15 protein-coding genes and 1 pseudogene are annotated in these 15,665 nt (G+C 48.9%); 9 read left to right on the top strand and 7 right to left on the bottom strand.

All coding sequences use genetic code 11. The annotated features are described in order from the left end of the window. Window positions 1–271: 271 nt before the first annotated feature. Window positions 272–1,009 (bottom strand): response regulator transcription factor RpaB, encoded by a 738-nt coding sequence (gene rpaB / locus MLD66_RS12990; RefSeq protein WP_247219139.1) that lies wholly within the window; start codon window positions 1,007–1,009, stop codon window positions 272–274. A gap of 279 nt (window positions 1,010–1,288) precedes the next feature. Between rpaB and MLD66_RS12985 the strand changes: the two genes are divergently transcribed. Next, window positions 1,289–2,119: an inositol monophosphatase family protein gene (locus MLD66_RS12985; RefSeq protein ID WP_247218534.1), complete on the top strand. Its 831-nt coding sequence runs from the start codon at window positions 1,289–1,291 to the stop codon at window positions 2,117–2,119. On the opposite strand, the gene MLD66_RS12980 is transcribed toward MLD66_RS12985, so the two are convergent. After that, window positions 2,082–2,342 carry a hypothetical protein gene (locus tag MLD66_RS12980; protein WP_247218532.1) on the bottom strand — a complete coding sequence of 87 codons (261 nt, stop codon included), beginning with the start codon at window positions 2,340–2,342 and terminating at the stop codon, window positions 2,082–2,084. The two genes, MLD66_RS12985 and MLD66_RS12980, sit on opposite strands and share 38 nt — an antisense overlap. Before the next feature lie 118 nt (window positions 2,343–2,460). Here MLD66_RS12980 and MLD66_RS12975 point away from each other — a divergent pair, with 118 nt between their 5' ends. The 6 genes from MLD66_RS12975 (at window position 2,461) to MLD66_RS12950 (ending at window position 10,074) form a co-directional block, all read left to right on the top strand. Then, window positions 2,461–4,455, top strand: coding sequence for an FAD-dependent oxidoreductase (locus MLD66_RS12975; RefSeq protein WP_247219130.1), 1,995 nt, complete (start codon window positions 2,461–2,463; stop codon window positions 4,453–4,455). A 40-nt stretch (window positions 4,456–4,495) separates the two neighbouring features. After that, entirely contained in the window at window positions 4,496–5,488 is a 993-nt protein-coding gene (gene egtD, locus MLD66_RS12970) for an L-histidine N(alpha)-methyltransferase (RefSeq protein WP_247218530.1), read from the top strand. Between the two features lie 490 nt (window positions 5,489–5,978). Continuing rightward, on the top strand, window positions 5,979–7,094 hold the full coding sequence (locus tag MLD66_RS12965) for a reverse transcriptase domain-containing protein (RefSeq protein ID WP_247218528.1): 1,116 nt from the start codon (window positions 5,979–5,981) through the stop codon (window positions 7,092–7,094). A 20-nt stretch (window positions 7,095–7,114) separates the two neighbouring features. Further along, on the top strand, window positions 7,115–8,038 hold the full coding sequence (locus MLD66_RS12960; RefSeq protein WP_247218526.1) for a hypothetical protein: 924 nt from the start codon (window positions 7,115–7,117) through the stop codon (window positions 8,036–8,038). Then, a complete protein-coding gene (locus MLD66_RS12955) occupies window positions 8,025–9,404 on the top strand; it encodes a WYL domain-containing protein (RefSeq protein WP_247218525.1) in 1,380 nt (459 codons plus the stop codon). Before MLD66_RS12960 ends, MLD66_RS12955 begins: the two co-directional genes overlap by 14 nt. Window positions 9,405–9,483: 79 nt before the next feature. Next, a complete protein-coding gene (locus tag MLD66_RS12950) occupies window positions 9,484–10,074 on the top strand; it encodes a hypothetical protein (protein WP_247218523.1) in 591 nt (196 codons plus the stop codon). Window positions 10,075–10,654: 580 nt separating this feature from the next. Here MLD66_RS12950 and cysK read toward each other — a convergent pair. From cysK to MLD66_RS12925, 5 genes are all read right to left on the bottom strand, one after another. After that, complete coding sequence (cysK, locus tag MLD66_RS12945; protein ID WP_247218521.1) at window positions 10,655–11,605, bottom strand: cysteine synthase A; 951 nt, start codon at window positions 11,603–11,605, stop codon at window positions 10,655–10,657. A gap of 13 nt (window positions 11,606–11,618) precedes the next feature. After that, a complete protein-coding gene (locus tag MLD66_RS12940) occupies window positions 11,619–12,044 on the bottom strand; it encodes an Rrf2 family transcriptional regulator (protein ID WP_247218519.1) in 426 nt (141 codons plus the stop codon). A gap of 112 nt (window positions 12,045–12,156) precedes the next feature. Beyond that, on the bottom strand, window positions 12,157–13,173 hold the full coding sequence (locus tag MLD66_RS12935; RefSeq protein ID WP_247218517.1) for a sulfate ABC transporter ATP-binding protein: 1,017 nt from the start codon (window positions 13,171–13,173) through the stop codon (window positions 12,157–12,159). 10 nt (window positions 13,174–13,183) lie between these two features. Continuing rightward, window positions 13,184–13,741 carry an NIL domain-containing protein gene (locus tag MLD66_RS12930; protein ID WP_247218515.1) on the bottom strand — a complete coding sequence of 186 codons (558 nt, stop codon included), beginning with the start codon at window positions 13,739–13,741 and terminating at the stop codon, window positions 13,184–13,186. A 41-nt stretch (window positions 13,742–13,782) separates the two neighbouring features. Next, window positions 13,783–14,145 (bottom strand): TSUP family transporter, encoded by a 363-nt coding sequence (locus MLD66_RS12925; RefSeq protein ID WP_247218514.1) that lies wholly within the window; start codon window positions 14,143–14,145, stop codon window positions 13,783–13,785. Window positions 14,146–14,691: 546 nt separating this feature from the next. On the opposite strand from MLD66_RS12925, the pseudogene MLD66_RS12920 reads away from it, so the two are divergent. Together MLD66_RS12920 and MLD66_RS12915 are read left to right on the top strand one after the other, a co-directional pair. Continuing rightward, window positions 14,692–15,213 (top strand): annotated as a pseudogene (locus MLD66_RS12920) (DUF2887 domain-containing protein); the annotation flags it as partial. Further along, window positions 15,214–15,489, top strand: a complete 276-nt coding sequence (locus MLD66_RS12915; RefSeq protein WP_339397047.1) for a DUF4351 domain-containing protein — start codon at window positions 15,214–15,216, stop codon at window positions 15,487–15,489. Window positions 15,490–15,665 lie beyond the last annotated feature (176 nt).

Genomic DNA, 15,665 nt, shown 5'->3' with positions numbered 1-15,665 from the left:
CATCAAAATATGATTTATTGCCCTCACCCTTGGGGGTTGAATAAATGTAAATTGCGTTTTTTAGCCAGGAGTAGAGCTTGAGAAGTGGTCATTCCAATAGGACTTACTTCAAGGCATATCTATTGGAACCAACCCATAGCCTGGATGGCGTAGCCATAAATCTCATTGTTGAATACCTGTATTACCTAGAAGGCGGGGGGTGCCCCCCTGCAACCGTCAACTTTGAATTTATAGAGGTGCCCTGCGGGCAACCCATTCTCCTACAAATTGGTTAATCTGAGGATTTATTCACGTCCGTAATCCGTTGGAATAGATAACCCGTGCCCCGAGCCGTGAGGATCAAATCCGGGTTGCTGGGGTCGTCTTCCAACTTGGCGCGCAGGCGGGAAATGTGCACATCCACCACCCGGGTATCCACATGGCGTTCCGGCGTGTACCCCCACACCTCCTGCAAAATATCCGTACGGGAAAAGGGTTCCCCGGAGCGTCCCACCAGCAATTCCAGCAAACTAAATTCCATGCCCGTCAGGCGAATCCGTTCGTTGTTTTTGTACACCTGCCGCTTGTTGGTATCAATTTTAATGTTGTTGATGGTGATCACCCCGGAACTGGGAATCGCACTGGAACTCCCATTTTTCTCCACCCGGCGCAGAACCGAGCGAATCCGAGCTTCCAATTCTTTGGGGGAAAAGGGCTTGACCACATAATCATCCGCCCCCAACTCCAGCCCCGTAATCCGATCCGCCACATCCCCCAGGGCTGTTAACATAATGATCGGCACGTCCGATTCCTTGCGGAGTTCTTGACAGACCCCATAGCCGTCTAGCTTGGGCATCATCACATCCAAAACCACCAAATGGGGATGCTCCCGCTTGAAGACCGTCAGCGCCTCCTCCCCGTCCGCCGCCGTGACCACCTCGTAGCCGATCATGGACAAACGGGTTTCCAAAATCCGGCGGATGCTGGCTTCATCGTCAACCACTAAAATCCGTTCTTTGCGGTTTTCCAACGTCGTCACTGCTCCCATAAACCCAACGATGGTTGCCTAGAATACCCTAAGCTTGTGAATACACAGGTTCATGACCATAATGATGCTCTTCAAAGCATAGGTTTGATTTACAATCCATATTCTACTCGATCATTTTCCCTACTTTTTGGAAGAGATTCTTAAAGATACTTAAAAATTAGGCACGGGGACAGGGCGGGTTCCTCCCAGCGGGGATCAACGGTCACACCGCCTCTGGGGTATTGGGATAAAAGTGTCTTATAGTAGAGAAAAACAGGCATTATGGAAACCATTCCCAGCAATGACCTCGCCATCTACCTGGATATTGCCACGGAAGCCGCCGGAGCCGGGGGAGCCGTCCTGCAAAGTTACTGGGGGAAGTTAGCGGAAATTGAAGAAAAGGGGCGCAGTGGGGATTTGGTCACCGCCGCTGACCGGGCCGCCGAAGATGCCATTTTAAGCGTCCTGCAACGGCATTTTCCCCACCACAGCATCCTCGCCGAGGAGTCTGGCTGGCAGCGGGAATCCCCCCAGCCGGAATTTGTCTGGGCGGTGGACCCCCTGGATGGCACGACGAATTTTGCCCACCAGTACCCTTTTTACAGCGTCTCCATCGGGTTACTGTTCCAAGGGGAGCCGGTGGTGGGGGTGGTGTTTGACCCCCTGCGGCAGGATTTGTTTCGGGCGGCTTGGGGCTTGGGTGCCACCTGCAACCGCCAACCCATGCAGGTCTCCCGCACGGAAACCCTAGAGCGCAGTCTGTTGGTGACCGGATTTGCCTACGACCGTCGGGAAACCCCAGACAACAACTATGCGGAATTTTGCCACCTCACCCACCGCTGTCAGGGGGTGCGCCGGGGCGGGTCCGCCTCGATAGATTTGGCTTACGTGGCGTGGGGACGGTTGGATGGCTATTGGGAACGGGGTTTGTCCCCCTGGGATATTGCTGCTGGGGTAGTCCTGGTGCGGGAAGCGGGGGGATTGGTCACCGCCTACGATGGGGAGCGGATGGATGTGTTTTCTGGGAAGTTGCTGGCGACCAATGGGTGGATTCACGCCGCCGTCAGCCACGCCCTCACCCACTGCACGACCCGGGTGCTTCTGGGGGAGTAAGCTCCCACGCCTGGGCGATCAGTTGGCTCAACCAGGAACGGGTGGCGGGTTCCAACAGTCCGTCCTCCGCCAAAATCTGCGCCTGGAGTTCCGCCAGGGATTGCCCCGCCTTGCGACCCAAACCCACGACCCCAGCAATCGCCAGCGCAATCCGGTCCGGACTGGGGGGCTGGAGCCGCAGGGCTTGAAATTCTTCCGGGGTTTGGGGAATGGATGGCACCATAACGGGTCACAATCAGTAAGTAACAGCGTAAACAGGTTCCAGAAAATTATGAGAAGCTTGTAAACTTTTTTAAGGATGCTTCTCAGAATGTAACAAAATTTGAGGGTGGTTGGACGTGATACAGGAGCTTTGCTATCGGGAAATTCCCACACCGGCGGTGGCACGGGTGCGGGGGTGGTTGCACCAATGGACCGCCCCTGGCTTGAGCGTGACTCCTTTACCAACGGGGCTACTTCTCCAGCAGGGCACGGGGGAGTGGACGGTGGTGACCTGGGAATTGCAACGGACGACTTACCTGAAAGTCTTTCGTTGGCGACCGGGAGCGGGGGAGCAAACTTGGTTGCGGCAGTTGACGGCGGACTTAGCCCGGGAGTTCCCGCCCCAGTACCCCCCATTTCCCAGCCTTGATCTGAGCCAGCAGACGATTTTTACCGCCCTGGCACCCTACTACCCGGCGACAGCCCGCCATTTCCAAAACATTCCCAATGGGGAATATGACCTGAAACGGGTCTATTGGTGGGAGCAACGCTGGCGGCAGGGGGTCAGTCAGCCCCGGCGCAACCCGGTCTTGTTTCCGTCCGAAGCTAAAACTTCCCCAACCTATGACCTCATTTATATCGGGGGGGCTTTGGGGGTGATCCACGCCGCCGTGATGGCACGGTTGGGCTATCGGGTGCTGTTGCTAGAGCGCTTGCCCTTCGGGCGGATGAACCGGGAATGGAATATCTCCCGCTCAGAATTGCAAACCCTGATTGACCTGAATTTATTCACCAGTGCCGAGGTGGAACGGCTGATCGCCTGTGAATATGAGGACGGGTTCCATCAATTTTACTGGCCGGAGGTGCCCCAAAAACTGCGGGCGGCGGTGTTGCATACCCCCAGGGTTCTGAATATCGCCATAGATACTAATAAATTACTGACATTAGCCGGACAAAAGCTCCGACAGGCGGGGGGAGAAATATGGGACGAATGCGAGTTTTTACGGGCTGAGGTGGGGGAGCATGGGGTCGGTATCCAGTTCAAGTCCTTCCGCACCGGGGAGCAAGAATCGGTGGCGGGGCGGTTGCTGGTGGATGCGATGGGCACGGCTTCCCCCATTGCCTGGCAGTTGAATGGGGGGCGGGCGTTTGATAGCGTTTGCCCGACGGTGGGGGCGGTCTTCAAGGGCTTGGACCCGCAGGTGTGGGATCACCGCTATGGGGATGTCCTGCACAGTCACGGGGACATTTCCCGAGGGCGGCAGTTGATCTGGGAGCTATTTCCGGCGGGGAATGGGGAACTGACAGTGTACTTATTTCATTATCACCAACCCTGCCCGGAGAATCCCGGTTCCTTATTAGAGCTTTATGAAGATTTTTTTCACATTTTGCCAGAGTATCGCCGCTGTGACCTGGAACAATTGCAATGGATAAAAGCCACATTTGGCTATATTCCGGGGCATTTTAGCAGTACCTTTACGGAACGAAAAGTGGCTTGGGACCGGGTGATCAGTATTGGGGATGCCGCCGCTTTACAATCCCCGTTGGTCTTTACGGGATTTGGTTCTTTGGTGCGGAATTTACCCCGGTTGACGGATTTATTGGACACGGCTTTGCGCCATGATTTACTGGGTGCGGAGCATCTGAATGCCATCCGTGCCTACCAGGGGAATAGTGCGGTGACGTGGCTGTTTTCCAAGGGAATGATGGTGCCCACCGGTAAGCAGTTGCCCCCAGCACAAATTAATGCCATTCTCAATACGTTTTTTGGTCTGTTGGCAAGCACCGATCCAGAGGTGGCGGAGCGGTTTATCAAGGACCGGAGCGGCTGGGGGGAATTTACCCGCATGGCACTGAAAGCCGCCTGGACAAACCCAGCCATTTTGCTCTGGATTGTGCCGTTGACGGGATGGGGGGAAGTGGGACGGTGGCTGTGGAGTTACATTGTATTTACTTGGGAGGCGTTGGTGAGTGCGGTGTTGCTCCCCTGGTGGCCGGGGTTATTGCGCCAGTGGCAACCCTGGTTAGAACGTCATGCGCCGGGGCTATGGTTAGGTTTATTGGCCCGCAGTTACCACCTGGGGTATGGGGTGGGGCGGCCTCGGGTGGAACGCCGGTTGTCCGTGACGCAATGACGGGCGTGCTATGCTAACGGTAAAATCGGGGGGAATTACTATGAAATATGACTTGTGCGACCCAAAAAACAGCCGTTACTGCTGTGACAATGTACAAACAAATACCTCTAATTCTGGTCTGGATGTGGTGCGGGGGTTGAGCCATCATCCGAAAACCTTACCCAGTTATTATTTTTATGACCAACGGGGTTCGGAATTATTTGAGCAAATTTGCGGTTTACCGGAGTATTATCCCACCCGGACGGAGCAGGGAATTTTAGCCGCCTATGCCCAGGAAATTGCGAATTTAACGGGGAATTGTGACCTGGTGGAATTGGGCAGTGGTAGTTCCCGCAAAACCAGAATTTTACTCGATGCTTACACCCGATTGCAGGGGCAATTTACCTATATTCCCATTGATGTTAGTACTACGATGTTGCAGGCGACGGCATTGGATTTACTCGCCGATTATCCGCAGTTATCTATCCATGCTTTAGCGGGGGTTTACGAAATTGCTCTGCACCATTTACCCCCAGCATTACAACAGCGGTTGTTGATTTTTTTAGGCAGTACCATCGGCAATTTATCCCCCCAGGAAGAAGTTATTTTTTTACAACAAATTGAACAGAGTTTAAGCCCGGGGGATTATTTTCTTTTGGGGGTAGATTTACAAAAAGATATTGCCACCTTAACCTCAGCCTATAATGACAGTCAGCGCATCACCGCAGAATTTAATCTGAACATTTTACATCATTTGAATTATAGGTTTAATGGGAACTTTAATCCAGAAAATTTTGAGCATTGGGCATTTTACAATCGGGAATTACATCAAATTGAAATGCACTTAATCAGTTTGGAAAATCAGGTTGTTAAATTGTTTGATTTAGACTTAGAAATAACTTTAATGGCACGGGAAACTATCCGCACTGAAATTTCTCGCAAATTTGAACTTACGGCATTAACCAAACAGTTAGACCATTGTGGTTTACCGGTACAAAAAATCTGGCAGGATGAGCGGGGCTGGTTTGCCCTCGTATTGTGCCAGAAACAGTAGGGTTGCAAGGGTAGCTCATGCGCTATTATCGTCGTTCGCATCAGATGGGTGACAGGTCATTAGGCGGGGTGTTATTCTGGTGATTGGGTGCTGTTAGGCGTTATTGATTTCCGTTGTCGATCCTGCGACGGTTCATGTCAATGTCAACTGATATGCCTTATACCGACTCTACACTGATGCAATGTTGTTTCAATGTTGCTTCAATGTTGCTCAGTTGCTCATCTCGGGCGGTAGGCGAGAATAAGTCCCACAGCACCCTTTTTCTCGGAACCACGGTCAGCAGAGGATAGGATAGGGGCTGGAGCCATCGCTAGCCCATGCAAAACTTTACTGCTAAGTGACTGGGCGAATTGGGAGAAAGGGTGGGGGCTGGTTAGCCTACGGGATGAGATGAGAAAAGCGGGGAGAGGAGCAATGCACTCCCCAGAAAAGCGGCAGGCGAGAATAAATCCTACAGCACCTTTTTCTTCTTTCTTATTATCTACAGTGAATGGAAAGTAACCTACCTGAACATCAAGCGGTCAATCCAGAGTCGTCCAAGCGCAGTTTTCAGCGAAAAAAAGGATGCTTGAATCTCACCCAAACTCCTGAAGAACTTAGGGCGGCATTCCTAGCACTTAAAACTCCTAGGGACATTGCACGTTTATTGAATGTGAGATATGACCGTTTGGTGTATCACATTTATAAAGTGCCTTTGGAAAATCGCTATACAACTTTTGAAATTCCTAAAAAATCAGGGGGAACTCGCACGATTTCAGCACCCGTGACCGCCTTAAAATTAATTCAGCGCAAACTCAATCAAGTTTTACAAGCGGTGTATGAACCGAAACCATCTGTTCATGGGTTTACGCCTGGGAGAAATATCGTCAGCAATGCCAAACCTCACGTCAAGCGGCGTTATGTCTTGAATCTAGACCTCAAAGACTTTTTCCCTTCCATTAATTTTGGACGAGTGCGGGGAATGTTTATGGGGATTCCCTATCATTTACCCGAACCAGTAGCAACGGTGCTGGCACAAATTTGCTGTCATAATAATCAATTGCCCCAGGGTGCGCCGACTTCACCAGTAATTACTAATATGTTGTGTGCCCAGATGGATAGCCGGTTACAGCGGTTAGCTCAAAAGCTTAAATGCACCTATACTCGCTATGCTGATGATATTACCTTTTCTACAAATATGCCGGAATTTCCAGCAGATTTAGCGATTGAGGTCACTACGGATGAAGGAACTAGGATTAAAATTGGTGAACCCCTGCGGCAAATTATTGAAAGTAGTGGTTTTTTGATCAATGATAAGAAGGTGAGACTACAAAAGCGGGGACACCATCAGGAAGTGACGGGGCTAACCACAAATGAATTTCCGAATGTTGACCGTCGTTATGTGCGGCAAATTCGAGCGATGCTTCATGCGTGGCGCAAGTATGGCAATCAAAATATATTATCTGTTACCAGCAAATCCAATCACCCCATCAGCTATGAAAGTTTTGATAACTTTAAGCAAGTTCTCCGGGGCAGGATTGAGTATGTTGGTTTAGTTCGAGGTAAAGAAGACCCTATTTACATTAAATTTTTGAATCAACTAAAAATGTTTGAAGAAGTGTTTTAGGTAAGTTTTAGGTAAGCATTATGGATGGAAAGCATTCCTGGAAAACTGCTAGATTTAAGTCACGAAGAGGTGGTTATTATAAAGGTTTTCGGTCTCTAATTATAACTCTTTCTAGACAATTAGAAACTCTTTCGACTAAAATTGACTCCTTGCATAAAACTCCCATTATTAATAGTTACAATGAAAGTTTATCGAACCTAAATTCTGACCATAATAATGATAATGAACTTCAACATCCACCAACTAAGTACATTATTCCCAAAGAAGAATTTTTAGAAGAAGACTTTAAAAAATTAAGTAACTATTTAAGAGATATGGAAATCTATAAAAAAAAGAATAATTTTTTGAAATTTTGTTCGCTAGCAAAAAATTGCTTCGAGCATTATTTTCTTAAGATAATCTTGAACTTCAATAAATCAGATAAACGTGAAAAATTATTCAAAGGGCTGGAATTATATGTTAATTACATTAATAGAGAGAATAAACGTACTAGAGAATACAAAGAACCTTGGGAACATGAGATTAAAGTTGTTTTTTCTAAAAATACCAATGAAATTGATTTAAGCAAAATAATAGACTCCAGAGACAGGAAAGTATTAAAGTTTTTGGATTGCTTTTATATCGCATATTATTCGTTGTTAGGTGAAGAGGTTGATAAGACACCTAAAAGCGTTGATGACTTTACAGTATCAAATGATTATAACCATAGAGGAAAATCCTACTTCTGGATCGTTAAGGCTGTTAACACGCTTAGAAACCGTGATCCGGAACATCATGCTCAATCCAAGGATTCAAAACCCCTATCTTTAGAAGATATTTTTAATGGGAAAAAATACCAAAATATACTGGTAAACAAGGAGGGCAGGGAATATATATTTTTGTATGATAAGGTTATTACCACTTTAACTTGGCTCATAAGGCAGGTAAAAAATGATGTTAACTGAATTTAGAAGCAAGATAAATCAGAAAAATAGAAAGATTAATTCTAAATCCGATTTCCATAAATTTTCGAGTAAGATTGAGTTTTTACTTTTTTTGGAAAGAACTTGTGCTTTGCTCAATGGGTCTGATTGCTCCAGATGGGAAATTGAAACTATCTTTTCCAATGAACCGGTAGAAGTAGTCCCCTTAGACGAGTTACATACTTACTCGGATGTTGATACATTTAACAGACTATGCACTCTCATCATTTTCATCACCCACCATCCCTGTCTCTTTGATCCTGAAAAAGGTAGCCTCAAAACCCTAGTAGATGCCATGATCCAAGCAGGTGAGTTTCACTATGATTGCTCTGCCAGCATTCGTAAAGACATCGAAAAAGTCCTGAAACCCTATGGCTTGATGCCCTCTCATCCCATGAAAAAAGGTTATTACTTAGGCACTGCTATCCTTTCCCGGTCAGAATTACTCCAGGTTTTTCAACTACTTCAAGCCCAGGCGACCAGCCTAACCGATTCCGCATCCTTATCCGTGTATGAAACCTTCAAACAGCGATTGGAATATAGCAAAATTGCCACGTCAGATATTTATCCTGTGCGAGCTATTGCTAATCGCACCATTGTAGATCACGACCTATTACCCGGTAGCTCAATCGCCCATACGCCCCAATTGATTGAAGAAGCTATCCTTGCTGGTCAACTCCTAGAATTTCGCCATCTTCAGGGAGCCGCCCGTTATCCAAATCAGGCAGAACTGGGTTTTTTTAAGGCATGGCCGCTACAGTTAGTTTTTCATAATATCGCTTGGTATCTGGGTTATGAATTAGCTGAAGGTGCATCCCAGGGACTGTTATGTTTTGAGCGATTAGACCGGCTGTTTTTAGGACAAAAACAAACGCAAGCACGGGATATGAAAACCCAACAAATATCCTTAGCAAAATTACAGAAACTTTATCAAGCAAGTAGTAGTATTTATTTAGGACGGGATGCACAGTTACAAAGGCAATATTTAAGTGCTAAAAGTGGTCAACGTCGCCATCTCGAAATCACCCTAGAGCTTTGGTTTAGTGATTACATTTTTCAATTTGTTAGCGAGGGCACCAATCGTTTTCCCAAAAATAAAATGCAGATGTCTCCTAAACTGAATGGAATAACTCCTAATAAAAAAGAACCGATGTTTAACCTACCGAAAACGGGAGACCCCTGCTTTCCTAATCGTTTCCGGGTGCAACTCCCGTGCTGGAGTGTGGATGATATTGACCTACAACGGTGGATTTTGGGGTATGGTCAGGATGTTAAAGTCGTGCAACCGCCCCAACTGGTGGCAAAATTTACTGAGATTAGTCGGGCAATGGGCAGTATTTATGCCTGATTTCGTCGTTCGCATCACAATTAATCCCAATTCGATGACTTGGCTTTACCATGATAGTTGTTGGGTTGTCTGAGGCTGAATGAGCAAACGTACTGCTATCGAGAATTTTGCCCCCATTGGACTGCGGGATACCTTTCGGCAGAAGATTTTTGCTAATCAGGCAGGTTGGTTTTTAGGTACTTCGACCAATTTTTTCCCTATCAGTCGCCAAAACTGGTGGTGTCAGTATCCAGCGCAAACTGATTTTATGACTGCTTATTTTCGACTGTTGACTTTAGGGGCGAATTGGATTGATTTAGAAACAAAGAAAGTTAATAGTACCGTAACCTATGCCACGGATGGCCGTCCGTTGGTGTATGTATTGATGGAGCAGGACATTTTACGGGTGATCTTGCCTGTTGCTGTTACCGCATGGCTGACGGTTGATGACTTTCGTTGGCATCATCACGTTTCAGAAATTCCCGAAGATTTACAATATGGCTTGGTGTTATCTTACCCCAATTTACTTGTGCAATATGCGGCTTTTATTGCTGGATATAACCGGGAGAAAATTCTCAACTTTATTCCGCAATCCATTCAACAAAAATGTGAACGGCAAACAGTTCTGGCGATTCATCGGATTATGGCAGGATGTCCCCATCGTCCTCGTCAACTTTCTACTCAAACCTAGCTTTATGTTCAAGAGCTTCACCTTACTAATGGGCACCTCTATTAATTGATTCCTAGATGCATCCGTGAGTTAATTAACATTAACGATATGGAGAGAAAAATGGGTCAAAAAGGATTTTGGAATGGGCAAAAGTGGTGGGAAAAACTGAATCACAAAAAGCTCATGTTGAAGTGGACTAAGGGGAACCTTTATTTATTTGAACCAATCACAAATTCCATCGTAGGAATGCCCATATTACCCAAAACTAAGGACAGCGGTAGCGCCCCTGCAACCCCTGTTCTATTCTCATTTAGGACTGCTATATTTACGTTGAATGAAATAGGCGATGCTCAGGATAATTACTGAAAAATACTGCTTTTCATCCAAACCAACCGAGAATCTGATCCCTGGAATGCCAGGTTCTGAAAAAGTAGGGACTACCCCGCTTACCAGTGCTATCCACTTACCCTTGATATAAAAATCACATTTGAGTTGTGAATAAAAACTTTATATTTGCAAAATCAAAAATTACAGGGCATTGTCCCGCCCTGGTTCTCAGTAATCTTTATGATTCACATAAATTATCTGAGATTGCTACGTTTTAGTCCCCCAGTAGTTCCGGGTCTTGGAAGAGGGGGGTGCTGAGATACCGTTCCCCAAAACTGGGTTGCACCATCACGACCATTTTCCCGGCATTTTCCGGGCGTTGGGCCACCCGTACTGCCGCCGCCAGCGCCGCTCCACTGGAAATTCCCGATAGGAGGGCCTCTTCCCGGGCCAGTTTGCGCCCCCAGGTGATCGCCTCCCCATCGCTGACCGGGATGACTTCATCAATCAAGTCCATCTGCAAGACCTCCGGCACAAACCCCGCCCCAATGCCTTGGATTTTGTGGGGCCCCGGTGCCCCCCCGGACAGGACGGGACTGTTGGCGGGTTCGACGGCAATCGCCTGAAAACTGGGTTTGCGGGGTTTCAATGTCCGGGCAACCCCCGTAATTGTGCCGCCGGTGCCCACCCCTGCCACCAAAATATCAATGCGACCGTCCGTGTCCTGCCACAACTCCTCGGCAGTCGTCAGGGCGTGAATTTCCGGGTTGGCCGGGTTTTGAAACTGTTGCAACATATAGGCATTGGGGGTGGTTTCCACCAGTTGCCGAGCCGTCCGAATCGCACCCCCCATTCCCTCCATACCGGGGGTCAGCACCAATTTGGCTCCGTAGGCCCGCAACATCGCCCGCCGCTCCAGGCTCATGGTCTCCGGCATGGTCAAAATCAGGTCATAGCCCCGAGCCGCCGCCACCATCGCCAGGGCAATGCCCGTATTGCCAGAGGTGGGTTCCACCAGTACCGTTTCCCCGGGCCGGATTAAGCCTGCCCGTTCCGCCGCTACGACCATGTGCAGACCAATCCGGTCTTTGACCGAGGCCGCCGGGTTCATGCTCTCTAACTTAACCACAATCTCCGCCACACAGCCGTGGGCAGCGGGAATCCGGTTCAGACGCACCAAGGGGGTACGCCCAATTAATTCAGTGATGCTGTTGGCAATACGCATAGGGCTGGGTTGGTCAAATGTAATACATCAAATCTCGCCGCCGCAGGTTGTCCCGTTGCTGGCACAGGTCCTTTAGGGTATATCCCTGCCAAATCACCTGGGTTGCCTGCTGGGTCTCCTGCCACACCTGGCGAATCACCATCCGTTCAGGAGTATCGGCTGGGTTGGCGACGGGAGCTTCTCCCTCCAAACACTGCCACACCTGAAACAGGTTGATCTGCCAAGGGGAACGAGCCAGAAAATAACCGCCCTTGGCTCCCCGCTGACTCCGCACCAGATTAGCCCGGCGGAGAACGGCCAGCAGTTGCTCCAAGTAACGGTCAGGGATGGCTTGCTCTTGGGCAATTTGGCTGATTTGGACGGGTTCATCCTGACCAAAACCATCAGCCAGAGCCATTAGGGCCAGGAGAGCGTACTCGATTTTGCAGGACAATTCCACAGGTCACTCTTAGGGCAGAACCATCATTTTTAGTATATACCGGTTTTCCACTCGAGTTTTATGGGTTTTATGGCTCAATGGCCATAGGCTAAAAATTTCTCATTCATTCAAATCAAATCGAATAGTGCAAAGGAAACGAACGAGCTTCCCGGGGTCGTACATATACCCGTTGGTGGGGCTGAAGTTCTAACTGCAAAAAACGTTCCCGATCCACTTGCGCCGTAAGGGATTGACCATCATCTAATGTCAGTTCCACTCGGATTTCCCGACCTAAGTGCAACATTCGCTGAATGCGGGCGGGGGTATAGGTTTCGTGGGGTTCGGTACGGATGAGAATATCGTGGGGGCGCAAAAAAGCCTGCCCATTCAGCACCCCCATCCCCTGGCGTTGGAGAAACCCCGCATCCCCTGGCAGGACATTCACAGGCCCCACGAAACTCATGACAAACGGGGTGGCCGGATGGTCGTAGATTTCCGCCGGGGTACCCACCTGCTCCACGCGCCCCTTGTGGATCACCACAATCTGGTCGGAAAGTTCCATCGCCTCTTCCTGGTCATGGGTGACAAACACGGTGGTGACATGAACCTCATCGTGTAGTCGCCGCAACCAACTGCGTAATTCCTGGCGCACCCGGGCATCCAACGCCCCAAAGGGTTCATCCAAAAGCAGTACCTGGGGTTCCACCGCCAAAGCCCGCGCCAGGGCCACCCGTTGCCGTTGTCCCCCGGAGAGTTGCGCCGGATAACGATTCCCCAAACCCTGGAGTTGCACCAATTCCAGCAGGGTGTCCACCCGTTGCTGAATCTTCTGGCGGGGTACCTTGCGAACTTCTAGCCCAAACGCCACATTCTGCCGCACGGTCATGTGTTTGAATAGGGCGTAATGCTGAAATACAAAACCGATATTCCGCTCTTGCACCTGGCGATGGGTGGCATCTTCCCCGGTTAACCAAATTTTGCCCGTATCGGGGGTTTCCAGACCAGCAATCAAGCGCAAAAGGGTGGATTTCCCCGAACCCGATGGCCCCAACAAGGCCACCAGGGAGCCGCTGGCAATTTCTAAACTGACATCATCCACCGCCTGAAAATTGCCGAAGCGTTTGGAAACCCGCTCCACCACAATCCCCATCCTCAGCCTCCTACACCGACCAATCCGCCGGTTGCGCCTGTTGCCACACCTGTAACCCCCGTTGGCGCAGGTAGTCCAACCCACTCTCAATTTGCGCTGGTGTCCCCTGCACCTCCAGGTCAAACCAACCGTCCCCCTCATGGTTGGGGCTGAGCAAACCACCCCGCAAATTCACCACCAACCCGTGCCCCGACACCAGCCCGGACAAAATGGGCACATCACAGGCCGCCTTGGGAATCCGCACATGAATATGACTGCGTTGCACCTTTCCATCCGGTACGGTTTTCACTGGCACTGGGGTAACCACACCCGTTACCTCCCTTATGGCTGACAGGGAAACTAATTCCCACTGCCGAGAGCGCATCACCGCCAAGCAATCCTCCAAGGCCGCCGGGGTACCGTACAGTTCCAGGTCAAGCCAGGCTTCCGCCTGATTTTGGGGGTCAAACAAAGCCGCCTGGATATTGATCGTCACCCCATACTGGGTAATCAACTGGGACAAGACCGGCTCCTCCTGTCCGCCCCCCGGCACCCGCACCCGCACCGTCACGCAATTGGTTCCTTCCATTCTGGGCATTTCCTTGTGCTGTATCAGCTTCATTATCAACCTCAACGCCACACCAAATACCGCAGACCCAACACCAGTAAAAAGCCACCGTAGAGTTTTTTCATCAATTCACTACTGACATAGGGTTGGTTGGCAAACACCGCCCCCAGCCCATTCCCCAGCAGTAAGCCTACCACCATAATCACAGCGTAATTCACCTGCAAATTGCCGCTGCGGTGATAGACCCAAGCCCCCAACAGACCAATGGGCAAAACCTGAGCCGCCAAAGAGGTGCCCGTCGCCACCTTTTGATCTAAGCCCAACCACAGCACCAGGGCAGGCACCATGATCGCCCCACCCCCAATGCCAAACATTCCCCCCGCCAAACCGGCAACCAGCCCCACGGTCAATAACTGCCCCAGCAAGTTCGTTTCCTCGCCAATACGCCAGTAATTATGTGCGTTCTATTCTACAGTAAATTTATCGGATTAGTGTTGATTTTGTGAAAAATTGGTGAACCCCTTGGGGTGGGTATGGGTTATTTGGTGTCACCGCCAAGCCATCTGGTATAAACTTGTTAAACTTGTATAAATTATGGGAACCTCTATTTATTGGCACCCCTCGAAGGTTATCTCGTTAGAATGCCCATGTTATCGAGAACCAAAGCCGGGGGCAACGCCCCTGCGACCTATTTTTAGAAGTACCCTTATTAAATATTATTAAATATGAATCAGATATGGCAATCACCCTGAAATTGTGAGTAAAAATTTTATACCTAAAAAATCAAGGGTGGCAGGGTACTGCCCCGTCCTGGTCCTGGGTAGCCTTATGATCCACATAGACCGTTTGAGATTGGGTATCATGGCAATCTTTGTTGTTAATCAGGATATGCTTATTACATTAATCATGCTTTAATTTACCCCATTCAGCGGGGTACTGTGCGAACGGATAATTGATCTTATAAACTATTCCAACGTGTTCCCAATTTTGCCTTTCAACTGCTCGGTTTACCCCTGCCCCCAATTCCCTATCAATTCCAATCCGTAGAACTCAAGAAATTTGGGTTTCGCTTGGATGGTTTACTATTACCCATCCAACCTGATGCCAATCTGCCTTTCATTTTAATTGAGACGCAGATGCAACCGGATGCCAGATTTTACTATCGTTTGCAGAATGAATTGGCAACATATTTATCCCAATATCAACCGGTTAATCCTGGGAGAATTTTAGTGCTCTATGCCGAGCGCAATACGGAGTGAGTTATTCCCAATTTGGAATCGTATTTGAACTATTGGCGAGTCGAGAGAATTTACTTAAATGAGTTACCTGCCCAGACATCGGTTGAGATGGAACTGTTACGTTTGATTGTAGCACCAGCGGCGGATGCGGTGGCAATTGGGCAAGGGATTTTGGAACAGGCGGGGGAGCAATGGTTAGAATGGGTAGTAGAAGCATTGGTGCGTAAATTTCCAGGACAAGGAGGGCGAGTCATTATGGAGATGTTGGGGCTGGTGGAGTTGAAACAAACTCGTTTTTACCAAGAAGTTTATCAAGAGGGAGAACTACAGGGACGACAAGAAGGGGAACTACAGGGACGGTATGCTTTAATTGTGCGTCAGCTTCAACGCAAACTCGGTAGTTTATCCCCAGCACAAATCCAAAAAATTCAATCCCTATCCCTGGAACAATTGGAGTCTTTGGGGGAAGCTCTCCTGGATTTTACCACCCAGGCTGATTTAGATTCATGGTTCGGGTCTCTGCTTACGTGAAATCAGGAAAACCCCTATTAATTCCTCATCGCCAAAAATAGATTTTACGGCTGTGATAGCCAGGTAGGTAATGGATTGCTCCAATGCTTGGGACAAAACTTCACCTCAGTTGCATTTATTGCATGATCGGCTGACGCTTATCCCCTACTGCACCTCTCAAATGGGTTCTACAGGCA

Origin of the sequence: Synechococcus sp. C9 (genome assembly GCF_022984075.1) — a bacterium.
Taxonomy (GTDB): domain Bacteria; phylum Cyanobacteriota; class Cyanobacteriia; order Gloeomargaritales; family Gloeomargaritaceae; genus Gloeomargarita.
This window is presented reverse-complemented; position numbering and strand designations above follow the sequence as displayed.

Bases quoted from the DNA above. Each gene is read 5' to 3' on its own strand.
- MLD66_RS12915 (WP_339397047.1), top strand. From the start codon at position 15,214: ATGGAGATGTTGGGGCTGGTGGAGTTGAAACAAACTCGTTTTTACCAA.
- MLD66_RS12950 (WP_247218523.1), top strand. From the start codon at position 9,484: ATGAGCAAACGTACTGCTATCGAGAATTTTGCCCCCATTGGACTGCGG.
- MLD66_RS12985 (WP_247218534.1), top strand. From the start codon at position 1,289: ATGGAAACCATTCCCAGCAATGACCTCGCCATCTACCTGGATATTGCC.
- egtD (WP_247218530.1), top strand. From the start codon at position 4,496: ATGAAATATGACTTGTGCGACCCAAAAAACAGCCGTTACTGCTGTGAC.
- MLD66_RS12960 (WP_247218526.1), top strand. From the start codon at position 7,115: ATGGATGGAAAGCATTCCTGGAAAACTGCTAGATTTAAGTCACGAAGA.
- MLD66_RS12930 (WP_247218515.1), bottom strand. From the start codon at position 13,741: ATGGAAGGAACCAATTGCGTGACGGTGCGGGTGCGGGTGCCGGGGGGC.
- MLD66_RS12965 (WP_247218528.1), top strand. From the start codon at position 5,979: ATGGAAAGTAACCTACCTGAACATCAAGCGGTCAATCCAGAGTCGTCC.
- MLD66_RS12935 (WP_247218517.1), bottom strand. From the start codon at position 13,173: ATGGGGATTGTGGTGGAGCGGGTTTCCAAACGCTTCGGCAATTTTCAG.
- cysK (WP_247218521.1), bottom strand. From the start codon at position 11,605: ATGCGTATTGCCAACAGCATCACTGAATTAATTGGGCGTACCCCCTTG.
- MLD66_RS12955 (WP_247218525.1), top strand. From the start codon at position 8,025: ATGATGTTAACTGAATTTAGAAGCAAGATAAATCAGAAAAATAGAAAG.
- MLD66_RS12980 (WP_247218532.1), bottom strand. From the start codon at position 2,342: ATGGTGCCATCCATTCCCCAAACCCCGGAAGAATTTCAAGCCCTGCGG.